Origin of the sequence: Mesorhizobium sp. M7A.F.Ca.CA.004.06.1.1 (assembly GCF_003999135.1) — a bacterium.
Classification (GTDB): Bacteria; Pseudomonadota; Alphaproteobacteria; order Rhizobiales; family Rhizobiaceae; genus Mesorhizobium.
Genome location: NZ_RZPQ01000919.1, coordinates 1 through 2,037, shown reverse-complemented (window position 1 = coordinate 2,037; position 2,037 = coordinate 1). Strand labels below are relative to the sequence as shown.

The window sequence follows — 2,037 nt, the reverse complement described above, 5'->3', positions numbered from 1 at the left end:
GCCAGCCGCATCAGAGTCCGGTTCAATCTCGGTGCTGCCGCCACCAGCGCCTTGCCGATGGCCGATTGCGGTGCGTCGATGACGGTTTGGGCATCGCCACTTTCGGCAATCCGCCCGGCATCGAGAAGGATGACGCGGTGGGCGACCGACCTGATGACGCCGAGATCATGTGAAATGAAGAGATAGGCGATCTTTTCCTGGCGTTGCAGGTCGAGCAAAAGCTCGAGGATCTCTCCGCGCACGGAGACGTCGAGCGCCGACACCGCCTCGTCGAGCACGATCAGCGACGGCTTTGTGGCGATGGCGCGCGCAATGGCGACGCGCTGCCGCTGGCCGCCGGAGATTTCGTGGATGGCGCGTGGGGCGAGATCAGCCGTCAGCCCGACGCGCTCCAGCAAGGCGGCGATGCGGCGCGGCCGCTCGGCGGGGGAGGCGATGCCATGGATGCGCAAGGGATCGTCGAGCACACGCGCCACCGTGGCGCGCGGGTTGAAGGCGGCCAATGGATCCTGGAACACCATTTGCAGGCGTGCGCGGCGTGCACGCAGCTTGGCGCCGCTCAAGGCCAGGAAATCACTGCCCTCGAAGTCGATGCGCCCGGCGTCCGGCTCGATCAATCGCAGCACCAACCGCGCGATCGTCGACTTGCCGCTGCCGGAAGGTCCCGCCAACGCCAGCGTCTCACCGGGGTCGATGTGAAAGGAGACATCGTCGACGGCAGCGATAGTCTTGTCGCCGCGACGGTAGCGCTTGGTCAGGTTGGACACCGCCAGCAGGCTCATGCGTGGAGCCCGGCTCGGTCCAGCAACGGCCTGGTGTCGAGGCCTATATGGGCGTCGAGCAATGCACGCGTATAGGGCTGGGCCGGGGCGCCGACAATCTGCGCCGTCATGCCAAGCTCGACCAACTGGCCATGACGGAAAACGGCGATGCGGTCGGCAAGATCGGCCGCCAGCGCGATGTCATGGCTGATGAACAGCAGCGTCATGCCGTCCTCGGTCACCAGGCGTCGGATCAAGGCGACGATCTCGGCCTGTACGATGGTATCGAGCGCGCTGGTCGCTTCGTCGGCGATCAGCAATTTCGGACCGGCCGCAATGGCTGCGGCGATCGCCACACGCTGCTTCTGGCCGCCGGAAAGCTGATGCGGGAAGGCGCGCAAGGCTGAGTCCGGGTCCGGCAGGCGGACGCGCTCCAGCAGGCTTTTGGCCTTGGCATAGGACTGGGACCAGGTGAGGCCGAGATGCGTGCGCGCTACTTCGGCGATTTGCTTGCCGATGGTCATGACAGGATCGAGGCTGGCGGAGGGGTCCTGGAAGACGAAGCCGATGTCGCGGCCGAGGCGGGGGATGTAGCTCTGTTTGAGGGAAGACTTTCGGACTTTGCGCCTTACGAGGCCCCCCTCTGTCCTGCCGGACATCTCCCCCTCAAGAGGGGAGATTACGCCCTTGTCTCCACTTTCGCCCATCGCCAGAGATGCAGAAAGAGGGCCTGCGGGGGAACTGCCAATCTCCCCCCTTGAGGGGGAGATGTCCGGCAGGACAGAGGGGGGCGCCTTGGCGCCCAACGGCGGATGTAAGAACCAATCGATCCGCCCATCAACCTTGGCGGACGCAGGCAACAGCCCGGCAATCGCCAGTGCCAGCGTGCTTTTGCCTGAACCGCTTTCGCCGATGATGGCGAGGCGTTCGCCATTGGCAATATCGAGGCCTACACTCCTCAGCGCTGCCACCTCATTGCCGTCACGCCGGTAGGTCACCGTCAGGTCGCGGATCGAAGCGAGCGTGGTCACGACAGGTCTCTCCTGACCGCTGTCGTCTCGACAATGCCTTCGCCGGCGAGATAGACGCCGAGCACGGTCAGCACCAGCGCTATGCCCGGGACAATCGACAGGAAGGGCGCGGTACGCAGGACAGCGCGGCCTTCGGCGATCATTCCGCCCCAGGTGACCCGGTTGGGGTCGCCCAGGCCGAGGAACGACAACGCCGCTTCGGTGAGGATCGCGGCGGCGACGATCACCGACGACATCGCCAGCAC

2 protein-coding genes and 1 pseudogene are annotated in these 2,037 nt (G+C 65.4%); all 3 read right to left on the bottom strand.

From position 1 onward, the window contains the following. Window positions 1-782, bottom strand: a 782-nt coding sequence (locus tag EN906_RS32120) for an ATP-binding cassette domain-containing protein (RefSeq protein WP_164777531.1), incomplete at its 3' end; no start/stop codon positions are given. After that, complete coding sequence (locus EN906_RS32115) at window positions 779-1,792, bottom strand: ABC transporter ATP-binding protein (protein WP_236383551.1); 1,014 nt, start codon at window positions 1,790-1,792, stop codon at window positions 779-781. The genes EN906_RS32120 and EN906_RS32115, both read right to left, overlap by 4 nt. Further along, window positions 1,789-2,037, bottom strand: a pseudogene (locus EN906_RS32110) (ABC transporter permease); the annotation flags it as partial. The gene EN906_RS32115 and the pseudogene EN906_RS32110, both read right to left, overlap by 4 nt.